This window comes from Arthrobacter sp. W4I7, assembly GCF_030816215.1.
Classification (GTDB): Bacteria; Actinomycetota; Actinomycetes; order Actinomycetales; family Micrococcaceae; genus Arthrobacter; species Arthrobacter siccitolerans_A.
This window is the reverse complement of the sequence record NZ_JAUSXU010000001.1, coordinates 3,977,966-3,996,663: the sequence shown is the minus strand read 5'-3', so window position 1 is coordinate 3,996,663 and position 18,698 is coordinate 3,977,966. Positions and strand designations below refer to the sequence as shown.

The 18,698-nt window shown below is 67.0% G+C and carries 16 protein-coding genes; 10 read left to right on the top strand and 6 right to left on the bottom strand.

Features of this window, described 5'->3' with window-relative positions; translation table 11 throughout:
- Positions 1-252 precede the first annotated feature (252 nt).
- Positions 253-1,869 (top strand): sensor histidine kinase, encoded by a 1,617-nt coding sequence (locus QF047_RS18080; protein WP_306639242.1) that lies wholly within the window; start codon positions 253-255, stop codon positions 1,867-1,869.
- Positions 1,866-2,534, top strand: a complete 669-nt coding sequence (locus QF047_RS18075) for a response regulator (protein WP_306637833.1) — start codon at positions 1,866-1,868, stop codon at positions 2,532-2,534. Before QF047_RS18080 ends, QF047_RS18075 begins: the two co-directional genes overlap by 4 nt.
- Positions 2,535-2,576: 42 nt before the next feature.
- Here the strand turns inward: QF047_RS18075 and hutG are convergent, their stop codons facing one another.
- Positions 2,577-3,530 carry a formimidoylglutamase gene (hutG, locus tag QF047_RS18070; RefSeq protein WP_307279878.1) on the bottom strand — a complete coding sequence of 318 codons (954 nt, stop codon included), beginning with the start codon at positions 3,528-3,530 and terminating at the stop codon, positions 2,577-2,579.
- 178 nt (positions 3,531-3,708) lie between these two features.
- Between hutG and QF047_RS18065 the strand changes: the two genes are divergently transcribed.
- Entirely contained in the window at positions 3,709-5,013 is a 1,305-nt protein-coding gene (locus QF047_RS18065; protein WP_307279875.1) for a sodium:proton antiporter, read from the top strand.
- A gap of 6 nt (positions 5,014-5,019) precedes the next feature.
- On the opposite strand, the gene QF047_RS18060 is transcribed toward QF047_RS18065, so the two are convergent.
- Positions 5,020-6,462 carry an NCS2 family permease gene (locus QF047_RS18060; protein ID WP_306637836.1) on the bottom strand — a complete coding sequence of 481 codons (1,443 nt, stop codon included), beginning with the start codon at positions 6,460-6,462 and terminating at the stop codon, positions 5,020-5,022.
- A 113-nt stretch (positions 6,463-6,575) separates the two neighbouring features.
- Here QF047_RS18060 and QF047_RS18055 point away from each other — a divergent pair, with 113 nt between their 5' ends.
- Positions 6,576-7,199 carry a copper resistance CopC family protein gene (locus QF047_RS18055; protein WP_307279870.1) on the top strand — a complete coding sequence of 208 codons (624 nt, stop codon included), beginning with the start codon at positions 6,576-6,578 and terminating at the stop codon, positions 7,197-7,199.
- A gap of 6 nt (positions 7,200-7,205) precedes the next feature.
- Here QF047_RS18055 and QF047_RS18050 read toward each other — a convergent pair whose 3' ends face one another.
- Positions 7,206-7,832 (bottom strand): FAD-dependent monooxygenase, encoded by a 627-nt coding sequence (locus QF047_RS18050; protein WP_307282044.1) that lies wholly within the window; start codon positions 7,830-7,832, stop codon positions 7,206-7,208.
- Between the two features lie 491 nt (positions 7,833-8,323).
- Here QF047_RS18050 and QF047_RS18045 point away from each other — a divergent pair, with 491 nt between their 5' ends.
- The 6 genes from QF047_RS18045 (at position 8,324) to QF047_RS18020 (ending at position 15,467) form a co-directional block, all read left to right on the top strand.
- Positions 8,324-9,361: a universal stress protein gene (locus QF047_RS18045; protein ID WP_307279867.1), complete on the top strand. Its 1,038-nt coding sequence runs from the start codon at positions 8,324-8,326 to the stop codon at positions 9,359-9,361.
- Positions 9,362-9,388: 27 nt separating this feature from the next.
- On the top strand, positions 9,389-10,384 hold the full coding sequence (locus tag QF047_RS18040; protein ID WP_307279864.1) for a PEP/pyruvate-binding domain-containing protein: 996 nt from the start codon (positions 9,389-9,391) through the stop codon (positions 10,382-10,384).
- On the top strand, positions 10,288-12,165 hold the full coding sequence (locus QF047_RS18035) for a PEP-utilizing enzyme (RefSeq protein WP_307282042.1): 1,878 nt from the start codon (positions 10,288-10,290) through the stop codon (positions 12,163-12,165). The genes QF047_RS18040 and QF047_RS18035 overlap by 97 nt, the downstream gene beginning before the upstream one ends.
- 86 nt (positions 12,166-12,251) lie before the next feature.
- Complete coding sequence (locus QF047_RS18030) at positions 12,252-13,553, top strand: hypothetical protein (protein WP_307279862.1); 1,302 nt, start codon at positions 12,252-12,254, stop codon at positions 13,551-13,553.
- Positions 13,550-14,593 carry an ABC transporter ATP-binding protein gene (locus QF047_RS18025; protein ID WP_307279859.1) on the top strand — a complete coding sequence of 348 codons (1,044 nt, stop codon included), beginning with the start codon at positions 13,550-13,552 and terminating at the stop codon, positions 14,591-14,593. Before QF047_RS18030 ends, QF047_RS18025 begins: the two co-directional genes overlap by 4 nt.
- A gap of 40 nt (positions 14,594-14,633) precedes the next feature.
- Positions 14,634-15,467, top strand: coding sequence for an ABC transporter permease (locus QF047_RS18020; RefSeq protein ID WP_307279857.1), 834 nt, complete (start codon positions 14,634-14,636; stop codon positions 15,465-15,467).
- A gap of 57 nt (positions 15,468-15,524) precedes the next feature.
- Here the strand turns inward: QF047_RS18020 and QF047_RS18015 are convergent, their stop codons facing one another.
- The 3 genes from QF047_RS18015 to QF047_RS18005 form a co-directional block, all read right to left on the bottom strand.
- Positions 15,525-17,030, bottom strand: a complete 1,506-nt coding sequence (locus QF047_RS18015; RefSeq protein ID WP_307279854.1) for a C40 family peptidase — start codon at positions 17,028-17,030, stop codon at positions 15,525-15,527.
- Positions 17,031-17,301: 271 nt separating this feature from the next.
- Positions 17,302-18,222, bottom strand: coding sequence for a cation diffusion facilitator family transporter (locus tag QF047_RS18010; RefSeq protein ID WP_307279851.1), 921 nt, complete (start codon positions 18,220-18,222; stop codon positions 17,302-17,304).
- A gap of 10 nt (positions 18,223-18,232) precedes the next feature.
- Positions 18,233-18,697 carry a metallopeptidase family protein gene (locus QF047_RS18005; protein WP_307279849.1) on the bottom strand — a complete coding sequence of 155 codons (465 nt, stop codon included), beginning with the start codon at positions 18,695-18,697 and terminating at the stop codon, positions 18,233-18,235.
- Position 18,698: the final 1 nt, after the last annotated feature.

Genomic DNA, 18,698 nt, shown 5'->3' with positions numbered 1-18,698 from the left:
TTCGATGCTAGGTTGCGCCGTGATGCCGGTCACTCTTGTGTACGCAGAGAAAGTTAAGTTCATTGCGTTCACGTTTCGCAGACCCAACCGCCGCTGTTCGCCCCGGGGTTGAAAAGCCTGCAGGCCCTGGCTCCGGCGCTGGCTGCGGTATAGTTCCCCTACCTCCGCGGCGCGGCCGAAAATGCCCGCGCCTGGCCGGAGATACGTGCTGAACCACCCAAAGGACCAACCACAGTGACTCGACGAAGAGGGATGTCCCTCGCGGGGCAATACCTCGTGCTGCAGTTGCTGATTGTGTTGGCGGTCCTGGTGGCCGTGGTGGCCATCTCCCTCGCGCAGTCCGCCGCCACGTTCGAGCGGGTCGAGGGCCGGCGCGCGCTCTCTGCTGCCGAGGCACTGGGCAACAACCCGGCGGTCCGTGAGCTGCTGCCAACCGCCGAGCCCCGCAACGGGGCGGCACTGCCCGCCGTGGCGGAGGCCGTGCGGACGTTGTCCGGATCCTCCCAAGTGGCGTTGGCGAAGCAGGACCGTACCGTGGTGGCCTCCTCAGACCCCGGGTTGCTGGGCGAGAAGCTGGACATTGGGTCGAGCCGGGTCATGGAGGGCCGCGCCTGGACCGGTGTAGTGGCGGAAAGCAATGCGGCGGTCCTGTCCGCGCACGTTCCGGTGCTGGATGACGCCGGAAAGATGATCGGCATCGCCTCCATCAGCCGGAACTATCCCACCACCCTGGAGCGCTTGGGGGATGCAGTTCCCAATCTGCTCACCTATCTGGGTGTGGCCAGTGTCCTGGGCGTGGCCGGTTCCCTGTTGCTGTCCCGGCGCGTCAAACGCCAGACCCTCGGCATGGAGCCGAGTGAGATTACCGGCCTCGTGGAAAACCGGGAAGCCATGCTGTATGGGCTGAAGGAAGGGGTGGTGGCACTCGACCCGAACGAGCGCATCACGGTGGCCAATGACAGTGCCCGCGAACTGTTGGGCCTGCCGGCAGACTGCGTCGGCAAGAAAGTTGCATCGCTTCGCGTGGACCCGGCACTTAAGACAGTCCTCACGCGCAACCAGCCGGACCCCGACCAGCTGGTGCTGGTGGGGGAGCGGCTGGTGGTGCTGAACCGGGTGCCCATCCGGTCCCGCGGCCGTGAAATAGGCTCCGTAACCACGTTGCGCGACAGGACCGAGATGTCCTCGCTCGAGCGTGAGCTGGGCGCCACCCGCACCGCCACGGATACGCTCCGCGCGCAAGCCCACGAGTTCGCCAACCAGCTCCACGTGATCTCAGGCCTGATCCAGATCGGCGAATATGATTCCGTGGTGCAGTTCGTCAACGGCGCCACCCTGGACCGGACCAGGCTCAACGATGAAGTCACCAGCCGGATCCAGGACCCCGCCCTCGCCGCGTTGCTGATTGCCAAATCCAGCCTCGCGACTGAGCGCGGCGTGGCCCTGCAGCTGGATCCCGAATCCGCCCTGCCGCCGGTCAGCGATGCTTTGTCCCGTGACCTCACCACCGTAGTGGGGAACCTCGTGGACAACGCGTTCGACGCCGTGGCAGGACTTCCGGACGCCGCTGTCCGCGTGCTCGTGGAGGACGTGAGGAATCCGCGCACCGGGGCTGATCAGGTCACTGTCACCGTCCGTGATACCGGTCCGGGCGTCCCGGACGAGGCGGTGGAGGAGATTTTCCGCCAGGGGTTCACCACCAAGGAAGCGGAGCCTGCGGAGGGGCGCGGCTTCGGACTGGCCCTGTCCCGTGTGGTCTGCCGGAGATCCGGAGGCGACCTCACCGTGGCCAATGACAACGGAGCAGTTTTCACGGCACGTTTCACCAGAGGTACAACGCAGCCCAAAGGAGGTGCAACGAAACCATGATCAAGGTGCTGATCGTTGACGACGACTTTATGGTGGCCAAGGTGCACGCCGGCTTCATCCAGCGCACGCCGGGCTTCACCGTGGCGGGAGTGGCCCACACCGGTGCGCAGGCCGTGGTTGAAACCGGGCGGCTGCAGCCGGACCTGGTGCTGCTCGACATCCACCTTCCGGACATCAACGGGCTGGACCTCATGCAGAAGCTGCGGGATGTTGCCCCGGAACTGGACGTGCTGGTGATCAGCGCTGCGCGCGAGGTGGAAACCGTGCGGAAGGCACTGCGGGGCGGGATTGTGCATTACCTGATCAAGCCGTTTTCCCAGTCGGACCTGCAGGAGCGCCTGGAGCATTACCGCAGCGCGTACCAGGGCCTGGACTCAGCCAAGGATGTGGCGGAGCAGTCGGACGTCAACCGGGTGTTCGGCCTGGACCGGACGGAGCGGCCGCTGCCCAAGGGCTGCAGCATCGAGACGCTGAAGCTGGTGGAAGCCGCCCTCAACGCGGCTGAGGGTGACGTGTCCGCGGCCGAGGTGGCCGAGCGGCTGGGCACGTCCCGGGTCAGCGCCCGCCGCTATCTGGAGTACCTGCACGACGAAGGAACGCTGGCGGTGCGGCTCAAATACGGGGTGGGGCGTCCGGAACGGCGCTACGTTTTGAAGGGTCAGTAAGCCTGCCACTCATCCCGGCGGCCCCTAAGGGAGGGAGCAGGCTCAGCGCAGCAGCGTATTGATCAGCCGTGCGGCAACCTTCGCTGTCCTGCCATCAATATCGAATGCGGGGTTCAGTTCCGCGACGTCAAGGTGCAGCAGCTTCCCGGACCGGGCCACCTGCCGGCACACGGCACTGATGGCCGGAAGCGGCACGCCGTACGCCGCAGGTGCGCTGACGCCCGGCGCCACCGCTGCAGGCAGCACATCCAGGTCGATCGTCAGGTAGAGGACGTCGATGTCCGCAAGGAACCCGGCCACGAACTCCTGCACCCGCTCCTCGCCGCAGTCCTCATCCAGCAGGTACCGCACGCCCAGCTCCTGCGCTGTGTGGAACAGGGCGCGGGTGTTGTTGGGTTCGGAGATTCCGACGACGGCGTAGCGGAAGTCGCGTCCGGCGGCCGCTTCCGCGCGGGCCATCTGGAGGAACGGCGTCCCGGAACTGGGTACGGGCTCGTCGCGCAGGTCGAAGTGGGCGTCGAGGTTCAGCACGCCCAGCCGCAGGCCGGCCTGCACAGCGGCGGATCCGGCCACGCCGGAATAGCTGGCATAAGCGGTTTCGTGGCCGCCGCCCAGCACCACGGTGAGCCACCCGGCGTCGAGCATTGCCGATACTGCCCGGCCGGCGCGTTCCTGGCCTGCCTCCAGGCCGGTGCCGGTAACCACCACATCACCGGCGTCTGTTATGGCGCGGTCCAGGTGGAATGCCAGCGGTCCCAGGGCGGCGCGCAGCGCAGCCGGTGCGGCAGCCGCGCCCGTGCGGCCCTTGTTCCGGCGCACCCCCTCGTCGCTGCAAAAGCCCAGCAGCGCGGCAGGTTTCGTTTCCGGGTCAGCTGCCCCTCCGGCGTCGTACGCTTCCACTGCCTGCCACCAGCGGAGGTGCTCCGCGCCGTCGCCATCGAAGCGGCCGGTCCAGGGCTGGGGCGGGACGTCGACGGCAGGCAGGAAGGCAGGCATGGATCAAGCTCACCGCATGCCTGGGGCGAAAACCAGCAACGCCGCCCCCGTGGTGTCTGGAATTCAAGAACCTGCCCGGGGAAACGGGAGGGGTTAGGGTGGAACAACCCCTTTCGGGATCCAGTGCCAACTTGCCGCGCCAGCAGGGCGCAACCGACCCAGGCCGGAGAACAGTATCGTGTTTGAAGCCCCCAGCATCCTGTTTGCCGCTGCCGGACTTGCCGTGTTCATCGCCGCGGTGCTCCCCAAATTGCTGCGCGATGTGCCGTTCTCCATGCCCATGGTGTTCCTCGGGGCGGGCATGGCGGCGTTCGCCCTGATTCCCACGCTTCCGGATCCGGACCCGCTGGTCCACAGCGACTTTGTCCTGCACCTCTCGGAAGTCTGCGTGATCATATCCCTGATGGGCGCGGGGCTGGCCCTGGACCGGCCGGTGGGGCGCCGGCTCTGGTCCACCACCTGGCGGCTGCTGGGAATCGCGATGCCGCTGTGCATCATTGGCCTGACCCTGTTGGGGTTGTGGTTCCTGGGCCTGGGCCTGGGTGCCGCCCTGCTGGTGGCGTCCAGCCTGGCGCCCACGGACCCGGTTCTTGCCTCCGAGGTCCAGGTGGGCGAGCCCGCGGACGACGACGGCGGCACCAACAAGGAGGACGAGGTCCGTTTCGGCCTCACCTCCGAGGCCGGACTCAACGATGGACTGGCCTTCCCGTTCGTCTACCTTGCCATCGCCATCAGCATCGTCGGATCATCCCCGTCCGCCTGGTTTCCTGAATGGTTCGGCGTGGATGTGCTGTGGCGGCTCGCCGTCGGGCTGCTGCTGGGCTTCCTGACCGGGAAGGTCCTGGCCAGGCTCTTCTTCTCTGCCCGGGCCGAAAGCCTGCGGCTGTCCAACCACTCCGAGGGCTTTGTGGCGCTCGCCGCCACCTTCCTGGCCTACGGCGTCACCGAAATGATCGAGGGTTACGGGTTCATCGCAGTGTTTGTCTGCGCTGTGACCATCCGTACCGCCGAACGGACCCACGGCTACCACCGGGTGCTGCACTCCTACGTGGAGCAGCTGGAACGCCTCCTCACCGTGGTGATCCTGGTCCTGCTGGGCGGCGCCATCGGCCGGGGACTGCTGGCGGGGATCGGCTGGGCCGAGGTGCTGGTGGCGCTCGCGTTCCTGCTGGTGGTGCGGCCCCTGGCAGGGTGGCTGGGACTGCTGGGCGGCAAGACCGGCCCGCGGGAAAGAATTGCCCTCTCGTTCTTCGGAATCCGCGGAATCGGCTCGCTGTACTACCTCTCCTATGCGCTGGGCAAGGGCCGGTTTGCCGACCAGGCGGAGTGGTTGTGGGGTTTTGTGGGGCTGGTGGTGGCGCTCTCGATCGTGATCCATGGCGCCACCACCACGCCGCTGATGAACCGGCTGGACAGGCTCCGCCTGAAAAAGGCCCGGGCCGTGTCCGGAGATGAGGGCCTGGCCCCCAACACGCCGGTGTGAGCGGGCCTACATGCCCAGGGCCGCCTCGATGGAACCAATAGCGAAGAACAGCAGGAAAGCCGCGGCCACTGCCCACATCAGCGGGTGGATGTCCTTGACCCGTCCCTGGACAGTCCGGATCAGGACGTACGAGATGAACCCCGCGCCGAGCCCGTTGGCGATGGAGTAGGTGAACGGCATCAGCGTGAAGGTGAGGAAGGCCGGGATGGCGATGCCCCAGTCCTGCCAGTCGATCTTGCCCACCTGGGACACCATCATGAAGCCCACCACCACCAGGGCTGGGGCCACGGCCTCGAACGGGACCAGGTTGATCAGCGGGGTGAAGAACATGGCCACCAGGAACAGCAGGCCCGTGACGATCGAGGCAATACCCGTGCGGGCGCCTTCGCCAATCCCGGCGCCGGCTTCGACGTAGATCTGGTTGGAGGACACGGAGGCGCCGCCGCCGACGATCGCCCCGAGGGCGTCCACCTGGAGGACCCGGTCGACGTCGGGAATGTTGCCGTGCTCGTCCACCGTGCCAGCTTCGTTGGCCAGGCCCACCATGGTGCCCATGGCGTCGAAAAAGATGCTCAGCAGGATGACGAAGGCCAGCAGGGTGGCGGCTACGAAGCCAAGGTGCCCGAAGGCTCCGAACGGGTTGGCCTTGCCGATCAGGGAAAGGTCCGGTGCTGCCCAATCTGAGAAGGCAGGCGCCACCAGTGACCAGCCCTGCGGGTTGAAGGGCTTGCCTGGCTGGACGCTGGGGCCGATATGCAGCGTGAATTCCAGGATCACGGAGATGACAGTGGAGGTGATGATGCCAATCAGGATGGCACCCTTGACCTTGCGCACCACCAGGGCGATGGTAAGGATCAGGCCGAACACAAATACCGCCGTGGGCCAGCCAAGCAGCTTGCCCTCAAAGCCGAGACCAACCGGGACGGTAGTGCCGGCCACGTCCGGGATGCGGCGGACAAATCCGGCGTTGACCAGTCCAATCAGGGCGATGAACAGCCCGATTCCTACCACGATCGCCGTTTTGAGCCCGTCCGGTACCGCCCTGAAAACGGCGGTGCGGAAACCGGTAAGGACCAGGATCAGCATGGTGACGCCGGAAAGGACCACCAGGCCCATCATGTCCGGCCACGTCAGCCCGGGGTTCGTGGCCACGGTGACGGCCACGAAGGCATTGACGCCCAGTCCTGTGGCCAGTGCGAAGGGATGCCTGCCCCAGGCTCCCATCAGGATGGTGAGGATTCCGGCCACGAAGGCGGTGACGGCGGCCACCGCGGGAAAACCGAGCGTGGTGCCGCTGGAGTCCGGGCCGGAAAGGATCAGGGGGTTCAGGACCACGATGTAGCTCATTGCGAAGAAGGTGGCGAAGCCGCCGCGGATCTCGCGGGAGTAGTTGGAGCCGCGCTCGGTGATCATGAAATACCGGTCCAGGGCAGAGCCTTGCTTAAGCATTAGTCCTCCGGGGGAGTCTGTGGGGATACCTGAATCCTATGGGGGCTCCGGCCGGATGCCCGCCAATTTCGCCTAGTCTGTTAGGAAGCCAACACCAAGGGAGCAGTCCAAGCATGGGATCCATCCGCCGCCGTTTACTGAGCCTTGTGCTCGGGTCCTTCGTTTGTGCCGCCGCGGTCCTGGGACTGGCCGGTCCCGCAGCCGCGCACGACGCCGCCGAATCCAGCAGCCCCGCCGAAGGGGCTTCGGTACCCGTTCCGCCGGAGAACGTGTCGGTGACCTTCAGCAACAACCCGCTGGGGATCGGCTCGTCCTTTTCCATCAAGGATGCCTCTGGCGCAGAGTGGGCGGACGGGACTGTGGAGATCGTGGACAACGTGGCCAGCCAGAAGCTCAAGGCCGGCGCGCCGGCCGGGCAATTCACCGTTGCCTGGCGGGTGGTCAGCTCTGACTCGCACCCTATTGAGGGGACCTTCAGGTTCACGGCCGCTGCGGCTGCCGGTGGGGCTGCTCCGGCAGCCAGTTCGACGGCGGGGGCAACAGCTCCCGCCATCGGCACCGCTCCCGCCATCGGAACCGCCCAGCCGGGACAAACAGCGGCACCGGATTCCGCCGGCTCCGGCGAGCCGTTCCAGTGGAGCATCGTCATCTTCGCCGCGGCCGCGGTGGGATTGCTTGCCATCCTCGCCATCGGTGCCCGCCGCAGGCTCACGGCGGGCACCGACGACGAGCGCTGAGTGGCGCTAGCAGGGCAGGATCGCCAGGCTTCCGGTGAACGGGGACGGAGCGCCGTCCGGGTGAACCTTGGCGGAAATGGCGTGGCCCACCGTTTTGGCCTGGCGCAGAACTTCCTTGGGCGAAGGGGTTATCAGTTCGCCTACGCCCACCAGGTAGATGCCGATGGCGCGCATGGCAGCGGCAAGGTTGCGGCCCACCGCGATCCCGAAGTCGCTGATCATCCGCCGCAACTGGCTGTGCGCACAGCGGGTCAGGACAATGTGGTTGGCAATCAGGACGCCGGTGGGGGTATGCACCTCCCACTGCGGAACAGCAGTCCCCCCGGCCGTGCCCTCCACCATGGTCAATTGGACAGCGCGGGTGGTGTTCCGGACATCCACAGCGTGGCTGGCGGCATAGTTGCGGAGGTGGCGCAGTATCTCGTTGCGTTCACGGAGGGTGGCAGGATCCGCTGCGTCGCAGCGCTGGAGGGATGCTGTGTTGGCCGGCTGGGCCGCACCCAGGATGTCCAGTCCGTCCACCACTATCGAATCAACCCCGCGGCGGCACAGTTCGGCGGCCACGGCGAGGCCGGAAAGGCCCGTGCCAATGATCACAGTGGTGGTCTGCTCGGTCCCGGCATTCCCAGGCATGCTTGACACTACAGTTTCCCTCCTTCGAAGATTCGGCAGGTGCAGGCGTCGTCGCCCGCGCGCGTCCCGTTACCCCCAAAGTCCGGCCGCAGTGTATGGCCGGGCAGCACTTACTCGAATGTCTTGGCGTCCCGGACCAACAATGTCCTGAAGACTACAGAACAATTCAGGTGGTGGATAGCCCAATCCCGAAACATTCCCCTGCGGGTGAACACGCTTTCCACGGTGCCGCCGAAAGGCGGGGACTGGTCCTGCCGCAGGGCCTGGGCCGGTGACGTCGAAGGCCTCCGGCCAGTACGGCTGCAGGCCTGTGGATAACCTGCGCTTTCCGGCCCTGAACAGGCTTGCTATGGAACGGTGGACGGAGAATAGTGAGAACTGGAAGCGGGCCTTCCTGCGCAGCGGCTGCTGCGGAAACGGGTGCACGGGGAAAGGTCCGGTTTCTGGCAGAATAGCCGCAACATACGGCAGTATCGCAAGGAGGCGGCCCCATGGGCGCACAAGAGTTGCATCCGGACCCGGCGCGGGACAGCGGTGGCGCTCCTGCCGCTCCCGACGGGATTGTTGTTGGCGTGGACGGATCGGACCATGGCCAGTGCGCTTTGGTCTGGGCGGCCCGGGAGGCCCGCCGCCGCCGCCGCCCCCTGCACATAGTGACCGCCTATTCCGTGCCCATCTTCGCCGCCTCGGGACTGGACGGCGGATACGCCACGGTGGACGATTCGGTGATCCGCGAGGGCGCGGAAGCCGTGGTCAAGCAGGCGTTGGAGAAGGTTTCCGCGTACGACATCGACGTCAGCGCCTCCGTGGAGAACGGGGATGCATCGGGTGTGTTGCTGGAGATATCCCGGACGGCGGAACTCCTGGTCTTCGGCACCAGGGGCAGGGGCGGCTTTGTGGGCAGGCTGCTGGGTTCTGTGAGCAGCGCGCTGCCGGCGCATGCGAAATGCCCTACAGTCACGGTGCCCCTGGTGTGTTCGGACCGCCTTGGCGAAACGACGGAGGACAGGCGCATCAGGGCCGAGCAGGCCAAGGCCGGGCACCAGCGCGTGGACAATGTGGTGGTGGTGGGCGTTGACGGCTCGGAGCAGGCCCGTGTTGCAGTGCTTGAAGCGGCGGACCAGGCCCAGCGGCTGCGCGCCTCGCTCCGCGTGGTGTGCGCCGTGCCGCAATACAGCGGCTCATTGGCCTGGGTCCCCGCCCCGATGGACCGGAAGGCGCTCTTCGCCGACATCCAGGTGACCCTGGACGCCGGCATGGCCTGGCTGAGGAGCCACTACCCCAACCTTTCGGCGGAATGCGAACTGCTGGACGGCTCTCCGGTGGATGTGCTGGTGGACGCCAGCCGCCATGTTGAGCTGGTGGTGGTGGGTACCCGCGGCCGCGGCGGCTTCACGGGCATGCTCCTGGGTTCCACGTCGGATGGCATCCTCCATCATGCGAAGGGCCCTGTGATGGTGGTTCCGGACCGTGAGGATCCCCGGCTGGCCGACCGGGCACGTTTTGGGCCCATCCTCGGCGCAGCCTGATCCGGTCCTGCCACACGGAGCGCCGCCATGGCTGCCTACTATTCAGGAGAGGCGGGGCAGCAGCCCCGCCAACCGGGCGGGGAAAGCGGCCATGCCCTGGTGGTCCGCCTCAGCCATCTCGACCGCAGCATGCTTCCGCTGGTGGGCGGCAAGGCAGCCAATCTTGGTGAACTGATAACAGCGGGGCTGCCCGTGCCCGACGGGTTCTGCCTGACCACGGAGGCGTACAAGGAGGCCACCGCCACGGTCCATGACGGAGTCCTCCGGCAGCTCGGTGACCTTCAAAAAGCACTGCAGGGGAAAGCAAGCCAGGCCACGGAACTTGCCGCGATGGCTGGCCGGGCACGTGAAGCAATCCGCGGCGCACCGGTGCCGCCCAACATCACCGAGGCCGTGGAACAGGCCTACTTGGCGTTGGGGCAGGAGACCCCGGTGGCGGTCCGGTCCTCGGCTACGGCCGAGGACCTGCCCTTCGCCAGCTTCGCCGGCCAGCAGGACACCTACCTGAATATCATCGGAACCGATGCCGTCCTTGAGGCAGTCCGGAACTGCTGGGCGTCCCTCTGGACAGACCGGGCAGTGGCCTACCGCGCCGCCCTGGGGATCGCGCCCCCCGAAGTAGCCCTCGCCGTCGTGATTCAACGGATGGTTGACGCCGCAGCAGCCGGGGTGATGTTCACCGCCAACCCACTGACGGGAAGGCGGCGGGAAGCCGTCATCGATGCCGCTCCGGGACTCGGTGAAGCCGTGGTCTCCGGGGCGGTCAATCCGGATCACTTCGTAGTGGACACGGCAACAAAGCGCGTCCTTGAGCGGAAGCTGGGCGATAAGCGCGTGGCCATTCGGACCAGGCCCGGCGCGGTGGAACGGAAACCCACAGCGTGCAGGGCGGGGCAGACGCCTCCAGCCTTAGCGACGGACAGGCACTGGAGCTCGCAGCCCTGGGCTTGCAGGCCGAGCGGCACTTCGGAGCGCCGCAGGACACGGAGTGGGCCATCGACACCACCGGTGCGCTCTGGCTGACGCAGTCCCGGCCCATCACCACCCTGTACCCGGTCCCCGAAAGCCGTTCGGCCGCCGGCGGGGGAACCAGGGTGTACCTGTGCTTCAGCCTTGCCCAAGGGCTGACCCGTCCCCTCACTCCCATGGGGCTGGCGTCACTGCGGCTCATTGGCTCCTCCGTGGCCAGGGCCGCAGGGTTTGCAGTCCCTGATCCCCGCCGTGGTCCTTCACCATATGCCGAGGCTGCCCAGCGCGCCTACGTCGACGTCACTACACCGGTCCGGAGTACCGCTGGCCGCCGCATCCTGCCGCGCGTGTTCGATGTGATGGAGGCCCGGTCCGCCACGGTGCTGCGCCAGGTTTTCGAGGACCCGCGGTTTTCGGTGACCCGGACGACCCCGTTTGGACTCTTGCGCCATGTCCTGCCGGCCGCGGTACATGCACGGGTCCCGGAAACGGTGCTCCGCGGGCTTTTAATGCCCAAGGCGGTGCTCCGCCGTGTTGACCGTTTCACCCGCCAGTTCGCCGGCCACCTGGAACTGGACGCAGGAGCGGGTCCCCTGGAACGTCTGGACCACGCCGAGCAGCTGCTGGGAAGCCGGCTTTTTACGATCGTTCCGGCAATCCTGCCCCTGCCTGCGCTGGGATTCGCGGCGCTCTGGGCCGCCGGGAAGCTGCTGGGCGGCGCCGGCCGCGGGGAGGAACTGCAGAAGGTTCTCCGCGGCCTGCCGCAGAATGTGACCACCGAAATGGACCTCGAGCTCTGGCGCCTGGCTTCGGCCATGAAGGACGACCGCGAAGCGCGCGAGGCCCTGAAGACGCGGGAACCGTCCCGGCTTGCGGCGGACTTCCGCGGCGGAAGCCTTCCCCCCGTACTGCACGCAGGCCTGGCCCGGTTCCTCGCCCGGTATGGTCACCGTGCCGTGGCCGAGATCGACGTGGGGATGCCGAGGTGGTCAGATGATCCCACATACATCCTCGGTGTCCTGGCCAACTACCTCCGCCTGACAGATCCGGACATGGCCCCGGACGCCCAGTTCAGCCGGGCAGCAGCGGAAGCGGAAGCAGCAGTGGATCGGCTTGCAGCCGAGGCACGCACGCGCGGCAGGTTGCGGGGCCTGCTTGTTCGCGCGGCCCTGGAACGTACCAGGTTGTTCGCCGGCTTGCGGGAACTGCCCAAGTACCAGCTGGTCCTGGGACTTGCGGAAGTACGGAAGCAACTGGCCCTTGTGGGAGCCGGACTGGCGGCCGACGGCCGGCTCGACAGCGGGGAGGACGTCTTCTTCCTCGAATTTGATGAGCTCCGGCAGGCACTGGGCCGCAGCAACGCGGATGGGACCGGCCAGCACCGCAACCTGCGCGAACTCGTGGGGGAGCGGCGCGCCGCATATTCCAGCGAATTGGGCAGGCGGCACATTCCCAGGGTCCTGCTCTCCGATGGCACCGAGCCCGAAGTGCTGTACGCCGCCCGCGCCGGAACGGCCGACGGTGCGCTGAGCGGCAGCCCGGCCTCAGCCGGGTCAGTTACAGCTCCGGCCCGGGTCATCCTGGACCCCGTCGGGGCGCATCTTGAACCCGGGGAGATTCTGGTGGCGCCGTCCACCGACCCCGGCTGGACCCCGCTGTTCCTGACCGCCGGGGGCCTGGTGATGGAGATGGGCGGACCCAACTCGCACGGTGCCGTGGTGGCCAGGGAGTATGGCATCCCAGCCGTAGTGGGAGTTCCCGAGGCCACAATCCGGCTCACCACCGGGCAGCAAATAACGGTCGACGGCGGTGCGGGAACCGTGGCGCCCACGTAGACCTTGGGGACGGCCCGGGCGGGTGTAGGGAGCGATCCTGAGGCGTACCCTTGGACTATGGGCTCCAAGGACGGAGACGACCGGCAATGAACCAGACCATCAACCACCGGACAAACCACGGGACCAGCCACCGGCTCAGGGACCGCGGCGTGAAGCGCGTCATGGGCCGCCCTTGGTTGCGCTGGGTCCCCGCGGTGGCCGTACCATCAATGATCGCCGCCGGGCTGCTGGCGGGAACCATACCCGCACGGGCCGGCGATCCCCTGCCCGCCAAAACCCCGGCAGAAGTCATTGCCCTGCTCGCTGCGCACAAGCCGCACACGTTTTCAGGCACCCTCGAACAGACCTCGGAGCTGGGGCTGCCGGAGCTGCCGGCAACACCCCCCACGTCCGGTCCCGCATCAGCCGACGCCGTGGCGTCACTCATGGAGTTCCTTAGCGGCGGGCACACGGCGCGGGTATTTGTGGACGGCATAACCAAGGCCCGGATCCAAGTGGTGGACCGGCTCGCGGAACGGGACATCATCCGCCACGGCAACGACGTCTGGTTCTACTCGTCCAAGGACAACTCAACCGCGCACCTGACCCTGCCGGACCACGCGCGTGACCTGCCGTTGACGGACCCGTCCCAGACCGACCCTTCCCAAACCGAACCGGCCAGGCCGGCCCCGGACGCGAACGGAACTCCCTCTGCCGACGGGCCCCGGACCGACATGCGGGTTCCGCACACGCCGGAGGAGCTGGCGGAGAAGTTCCTGGCGGCAGCGGACAGCAGTACTGCCGTGACTGTGGGTGCTGACGTTGAAACCGCCGGCCGCCGTGCCTACAACCTGCTGCTTGAACCCCGTACTGAGGGCACGTTGGTGGACAAAGTAGCCGTTGCCGTCGACGCGGAGAACGGCATGCCGCTCTCCGTGAAGGTCACTGCACGCGGCGCTGCCGAGCCGGCCTTCAGTGCCGGATTCACCAGCCTTTCACTGGAAGCGCCGGACGCGGCCCTATTCAACTTCACCCCGCCAACCGGCAGCACGGTGAAGGAACTGCAGTTCCACCACCGCGCTGGCACTCCCGGTTCAGCATCTCCCGAATCCCCGGGAACGTATATAACTCCGGACCTCCTGGCAAAGAGCGCCCAGGACAAGGCCGGGCGCCACCTGTCCGGCTCCGGCTGGGAAACGGTAGTGGAAGTCCCGGCGGAAAGCGGCGCCGGCTCAAACCTCAGTGCTCTGCTCACCCGCAGTCCGCTGCTGGCCCAGGCCGCTGTCGCCGTTCCTGGCGGCCGCCTCATTTCCACCGCACTGTTCAATGTCCTGCTCACCGACGACGGCCGGATCTTCGCGGGCATGGTTCCGCCGGAGAGGCTGCAAGCCGCATCCGCGGCTCCGTGACCGGGGCCGCGAGGGGCCCCGGATCCTGGACGTACGGGCTGACCATCGAGACGCAGGGGCTGACCAAGCGGTTCGGGCAGCAGCTGGCCGTGGACAGCCTTGACCTCGCAGTGCCCCAAGGAGCCGTCTTTGGCTTCCTGGGCCCCAACGGCTCGGGCAAGACCACCACCATCAGGATGCTGCTGGGCCTGGCCGCGGCCTCCGCAGGAACTGTCAGGCTGCTCGGAATGGAAATGCCGGGCCGGTTCCAGGAGGTCCTTCCGCATGTGGGGGCGCTGGTGGAGGGCCCGGCCTTCTATCCGTTCCTCTCTGGAACCGCGAACCTCCACCGCCTCGACGCCGCCACCCGGCATGCGGCGCCCGCCACCCGTTCGTCACGGGTGAACCAGGCCCTGGAAAGGGTGGGGCTCGGGCACGCCGCAGGCAAACGGGTCCACGCGTACTCCCTGGGCATGAAGCAGCGGCTGGGTATCGCTAACGCCCTGCTCTCGCCCCGCGAACTGCTGGTCCTCGACGAGCCCACCAACGGACTGGACCCGCAAGGCACCCGGGAAGTCCGGAACCTGGTCCGGTCCCTCGCGGCAGACGGAACCACCGTTTTTGTGTCCAGCCATCTGCTGGCCGAAGTGGAACAGATCTGCACCCATGCGGCCGTGATGAGTGCGGGCCGGCTGGTGGCCCAGGGGCCGCTGGAGGAGCTGCGTCGGAGCGGAAGTACCCGCATCCGCCTCCTGACGCCTGACGCCGTGGCAGCGATGGCAATACTCGCCCGGCTGGGGCTGGTGCCGGAGGAAGCAGCAGCGCAGTCGGACGGCCAGATGGTCACGGCGGCACTGGATATTGGAAACACAGCCCCTGGAAACACGCCCCCTGGAAACACGGCCCCTGGAAGCACGGCCCATCGAAGCATCGCCCCTGAGGAAATTGTGGCGGGCCTCGTGCAGGCCGATGTCCGGGTCAGGGGATTCGCCGTGGAACGGGAAAGCCTTGAGGACAGGTTCGTTGCCTTGACGGGGGAGGGGTTCGACGTTGCCCAGTAGCGCACATTCACAGAGCACCCGACTAACCCGCGCGCCGGCGATGTCCGCACGGCAGCGCGGAGCGGGCCTTTCCCTCCTGCGCTCGGAACTCCGGCTGCTGATGGTGCGCCGCCGCACCTGGGCGCTGCTGCTGGCGCTCGCCGCCATCCCGGTGCTGATTGCCGTGGCCGTAAGGATCTCGTCGGCGGTTCCGGCCGGGCGCGGGCCGGCATTCCTGGACCGCATCACCCAGAACGGCCTGTTCGTCGCCTTTACCGCCATGCTGGTGTCCGTTCCCTTGTTCCTGCCGCTCACGGTGGGCGTGGTGGCAGGGGACACCATCGCTGGTGAAGCCAACCTCGGAACGCTCAGATACCTGCTGGTTGCCCCGACGGGCCGGGTACGGCTGCTCCTGGTGAAGTACGCGGCAGCGCTGGCATTCTGCCTGGCCGCGCCTTTCACGGTTGGACTGGTCGGTGCCGCAATCGGGGCGGCACTTTTCCCGGTCGGCCCGGTGACGCTGCTGTCCGGGGACCTGATCGAGCCTCCGGAGGCTGCGCTGCGCATCCTGCTGATCGCCGCGTACCTGGCTGTTTCCCTGGCCGGACTTTCCGCGGTGGGGCTGTTCCTGTCCACGCTCACGGTGGTCCCCGTGGGGGCCATGGCTGCCACTGTGGTGGTTTCCGTGGTGTCCCAGGTCCTTGACCAGTTGCCGCAGCTGGAGTGGCTGCATCCGTGGCTCTTCAGCCACTACTGGCTGGGCTTTGGTGACCTGCTCCGCCAGCCCGTGCTCTGGGACTCCTTTGTGGACAACGCCTGGCTCCAGGCGGGCTATGTTGCCGTCTTCGGTGCGCTCGCCTACGGACGGTTTGTCACCAAGGACATCTTGAGCTGATGTTCACCCGATTGCAGGCAGAGCCTCATTGGGGAGAGGGTGCTATGGCAGGCAGGGTCAGTAGCGGGCAGCGTATGAATAGAGCTCCATGCCTGCCATGGCGCTTAGCGGGGTCACTCCGATACCCTCCTGCGGGTTGAGCGCCTGCACCACCTGGCCGTTGCCGAGGTAAATGGCAACGTGGTAGAAGTTCGACGGCGATCCCCACACCAGCAGGTCACCCCGCCGTGCCTGTGAGATGGGAACGTGGACCGGAGCGGCAGCGTACTGCTGGGCGGCGGTGCGCGGAAGGTACTTTCCCGCCGCTGCGAAAGCTGTCTGTACCAGCCCGGAACAGTCGAATCCGTAGGGCCCGGCACCTCCGTATTGGTAGTAGTAAGGAGCGCCCACCTTGCTGAGGGCCACCGAGATGGCGGCCTCATAGGTCCCGCTCCCGCTCGAGGGGGCAGGAGCAGGCGTCGGAGCCGGCGCCGGAGGGGGCGCCGGTGCCGGCGCGGGGGCTGGCGCCGCAGGTGCAGGTGCAGGAGCAGGTGCCGGCGCGGGGGCGGGCGCAGGTGCAGGAGCAGGAGCAGGAGCGGGGGCGGGTGCAGGAGCAGGTGCGGGGGCGGATGCCGGTGCCGGCGCGGGTCCAGCGGGGGCCGGCGCCGGAAGGGGTGCAGCTGGGGCCTGTGGGGGAGCCGCAGCGGCCGGCGCTGGAGCGGCAGGAAGATCACCCGGGGCAGCTGCCTGTTCCCGGGTAGCCTGCTCGGCTGCGGCTGCGAAGGCTGCCGCCGGCGGGGCTTCCTCGCGTTGCCGGTCCAGCGCATCCACGCGCGCGGATTCGAGTGCCACCGTGGTGTTCCGGAGCTCGGCCAACTGGTCCACCAGGAGGCTGCGCTGAGCCTTGGCGTCCGCCACGGCTTTGGCCTGGGCAGCCTTGGCCTCCTCCGCCCGGGTCTTGCGGGCTTCGGCCGTGCGTGCCGCGTCGTCGGCCGCCCTGGTGGCGTCCTTCGCAGCTGCGGTCAGCGACGTTGATACCTGGGCGGCGGCATCGGCGGCCTCAAAGGTGCGGCTCCGGCTGGCAGAAATCGCCTGGAGGGTGGCGGCCTGCTGCAGGGTTTCACCGTCGCCGCTTACGAAGGTGCCCAGGGAGGGGTTCAGCCCGCCGTTGCGGTAGAGGTCGCTGGCAAGCTGTCCCACCTGTTTCCGGGTTTTGTCCTGCTGCTCCCGGGCAGTTGCAGCCTTCGCCGACGCAACTGCCACGGCTGATGAACGCTGCTCCAGCTCCACCAATGCCTCGCTGTAGGCGTTGTTGGCTTGCATTGCTGCAGCGAATGCCGTCTGCTGGGCGCTTGCGGCGGCGTCCAAAATCCGCTCGATTTTAGCCACCTGGTCCGCTGTGGCTGCCTCGCTGGCTTTCGCTGCGGCGATGTCCTCCGGTGAAGGTACTTCGGGAGCGGCAGGAACGGCAATGTGCGGTGCGAGCGGTGCGGCATCAGCACCTGCCGGAGTTGCCAGCGCTGCACTCAGAACGACGGCGGCAGCCAGCACGGCAGCCTTGCGCCTGGATCCAGTCAAAACCATCGGCGGAAACCTCGAAACGGTAGGGCCGGGAGGTCCTGACCGCGGCAGGGCGATGCCCCTGGCCTGCTCCCCAGCAGTCCGAGGCTACGCGACGCTGCTGCACTTTGGCAACAAAAGTCACCTCAGTAACAGTAACCACAAGACACTGTCGGAGTTGGATGCCGAGCGGCGTGTCACAAGATGGGTGCCCCTGGATCTGGAAAAGGCGCTTGCTGAAAGGCTTCAATCCTGCCCGGATCCAAGGAATCCGGGAATGATAGGAACGGCCCGGTCAGGCGTGCTGGTGCGCTTCGTGTTCGGAGTGGGTGGCCGGTTCCAGCTGGAAGGTGCAGTGGTCGGTATCAAAGTGGGAGCCCAGGCAGGTGACCAGTTTGTCCAGCAACTGGTCCGCGCCCCGTGCGGTCAGCACGCCGTCCTCCACCACCACATGTGCTGAAAAGACCGGGACGCCGGACGTGATGGTCCAGATGTGGATATCGTGCACGTCCGAGACGCCCTCGACGGACAGGATGTGTTCCCGGATCATCTGCACTTCCACGCCCTTGGGGCTGGCTTCCAGCAGTACATCCACAACATCACGCAGCAGGCTCCAGGCTCGGGGAAGTATCAGCAGGGCGATCAGCACCGAGGCAATCGTATCCGCGGCCTGGAACCCGGTGACCATGATGACCACGGCAGCGGCAATAACGGCGAAGGAGCCGAGCAAGTCGCCCAGCACTTCAAGGTAGGCGCCGCGGACATTGAGGCTCTCTTTGTGCCCGCCCCGGAGGATCAGCAGTGACACCAGGTTCGCGGCGGCACCCAGAATGGCGGCGTACAGCATGATGTCCGTCTGGACCTCGGGCGCCGCCCCGATCCGGCGGATCGCTTCGCTAAAGATAACCACTGAGATCACAATCAGGATCAAGGCGTTGGCCAGCGCGGCGAGCACTTCGGCGCGCTGGTACCCGTAGGTCCGCTGGTCGCTTGCCGGTTGGCCGGCAATCCAGGCGGCCAACAGCGCAATGGTCACCCCGGCCGCATCCGAGAGCATGTGCCCCGCATCAGCGAGCAGGGACAGCGATCCCGAGAGGGCGGCACCCGCCACCTGGACCAGGACCACGGCCAGTGTAATGGCCAGGACGGCCACCAGCCTGTTGCGGTGCCGGCCCGTTGCGGTAACCCCAGGGGTGTGGCTGTGGTTGTGTCCCATGCCTACAAGGCTAGCCCCAGCCGAGCTCGTGCAGCCGCTCATCGTCTATCCCGAAGTGGTGGGCAATTTCGTGGACCACAGTGACCGCCACCTCGTGGATAACGTCCTCGCGCGACCCGCAGATTTCCAGGATGGGTTCACGGAATATGGTGATGCGGTCCGGCAGCGAGCCGGCGTCCCACCACGAGTCCCGTTCCGTCAGCGGCACCCCCTCATAGAGTCCCAGCAGGACCGTGTCCGGGTCCTCCCCGGGCCGAGGCGCATAGTCGTCGTCAATGAACACCGCCACGTTGTCCATGGCCTGGGCCAGCTTTTCGGGGATGCTATCCAGCGCGTCCTGGACAGCAGTCTCAAACTCATCCGCGGACATCCTGAACGCCTGGGACGGGGCGAAGTGGACGGGCCCGGTGGCATGCAGGGGCTCGCTGGGGCCTTCGGGAATAGTGGGCAGGCCCGGCGGCAGGCTGGCTGGCATA

What these genes read in the sequence shown, in the direction of transcription:
- QF047_RS18080 (WP_306639242.1), top strand. Translation starts at nt 253, where the DNA reads ATGTCCCTCGCGGGGCAATACCTCGTGCTGCAGTTGCTGATTGTGTTG.
- QF047_RS18075 (WP_306637833.1), top strand. Translation starts at nt 1,866, where the DNA reads ATGATCAAGGTGCTGATCGTTGACGACGACTTTATGGTGGCCAAGGTG.
- hutG (WP_307279878.1), bottom strand. Translation starts at nt 3,530, where the DNA reads ATGCCTGCCTTCCTGCCTGCCGTCGACGTCCCGCCCCAGCCCTGGACC.
- QF047_RS18060 (WP_306637836.1), bottom strand. Translation starts at nt 6,462, where the DNA reads ATGCTTAAGCAAGGCTCTGCCCTGGACCGGTATTTCATGATCACCGAG.
- QF047_RS18055 (WP_307279870.1), top strand. Translation starts at nt 6,576, where the DNA reads ATGGGATCCATCCGCCGCCGTTTACTGAGCCTTGTGCTCGGGTCCTTC.
- QF047_RS18050 (WP_307282044.1), bottom strand. Translation starts at nt 7,832, where the DNA reads ATGCCTGGGAATGCCGGGACCGAGCAGACCACCACTGTGATCATTGGC.
- QF047_RS18045 (WP_307279867.1), top strand. Translation starts at nt 8,324, where the DNA reads ATGGGCGCACAAGAGTTGCATCCGGACCCGGCGCGGGACAGCGGTGGC.
- QF047_RS18040 (WP_307279864.1), top strand. Translation starts at nt 9,389, where the DNA reads ATGGCTGCCTACTATTCAGGAGAGGCGGGGCAGCAGCCCCGCCAACCG.
- QF047_RS18030 (WP_307279862.1), top strand. Translation starts at nt 12,252, where the DNA reads ATGAACCAGACCATCAACCACCGGACAAACCACGGGACCAGCCACCGG.
- QF047_RS18020 (WP_307279857.1), top strand. Translation starts at nt 14,634, where the DNA reads ATGTCCGCACGGCAGCGCGGAGCGGGCCTTTCCCTCCTGCGCTCGGAA.
- QF047_RS18015 (WP_307279854.1), bottom strand. Translation starts at nt 17,030, where the DNA reads ATGGTTTTGACTGGATCCAGGCGCAAGGCTGCCGTGCTGGCTGCCGCC.
- QF047_RS18010 (WP_307279851.1), bottom strand. Translation starts at nt 18,222, where the DNA reads ATGGGACACAACCACAGCCACACCCCTGGGGTTACCGCAACGGGCCGG.
- QF047_RS18005 (WP_307279849.1), bottom strand. Translation starts at nt 18,697, where the DNA reads ATGCCAGCCAGCCTGCCGCCGGGCCTGCCCACTATTCCCGAAGGCCCC.